Source organism: Desulfobulbus rhabdoformis (assembly GCF_016919065.1).
GTDB classification, from domain to species: Bacteria; Desulfobacterota; Desulfobulbia; order Desulfobulbales; family Desulfobulbaceae; genus Desulfobulbus; species Desulfobulbus rhabdoformis.
The window spans coordinates 1-606 of sequence record NZ_JAFFQA010000153.1 but is presented as its reverse complement, the minus strand read 5'-3'; the positions used below and the strand labels follow the sequence as shown (position 1 = coordinate 606).

Below are 606 nucleotides of genomic sequence, written 5' to 3'. Positions count from 1 at the left end.
CCGCTCTATACTGTTCAGTTTTGAGAGATCAAGGGCATTGGGCCTATAGCTCAGCTTGGTTAGAGCGCACGCCTGATAAGCGTGAGGTCGGTGGTTCAAGTCCACCTAGGCCCACCAAGCAGAGTTTGATCGAGTCGTAAAGGTTGGGGGTGTAGCTCAGCTGGGAGAGCGCCTGCCTTGCACGCAGGAGGTCATCGGTTCGATCCCGTTCACCTCCACCAGTCTTTTAGAAGTCTAAGACAAGATGGCGAACATCTTTGATGTTCATCATCTTCTTTTAAACTTTTAAATATACAAATGGTTTCAGGTGCGACAGATTTGGTCATTTAAGACCCATCGCTAGAGTAAGCTCTGCGATGTGTCTTAAATGACCGAAGATGGCGTGCATGAGAACATTTGAAGATCTTTGACAATTGAATAGCAGGGTATCTAAATCGTAAACCCGATTGGTGCTTGCAAGGCTTAGGCTTTGTGCACATTAACAGTCGGTGTATTACAGAATTAAGCGTTTAGAGTTATAACTTAGTTTATAAAAGACTTATGGTTAAGCTACTAAGGGCTGACGGCGGATGCCTTGGCACTAGGAGGCGATGAAGGACGTGGAAA

2 tRNA genes are annotated in these 606 nt (G+C 45.9%); both read left to right on the top strand.

Annotated features, from left to right (window positions below):
* Positions 1-39: 39 nt before the first annotated feature.
* Positions 40-117: transfer RNA gene (locus tag JWJ90_RS22880), tRNA-Ile, on the top strand.
* A 28-nt stretch (positions 118-145) separates the two neighbouring features.
* Positions 146-221, top strand: a tRNA-Ala gene (locus tag JWJ90_RS22875).
* The last annotated feature ends 385 nt before the right edge of the window (positions 222-606 follow it).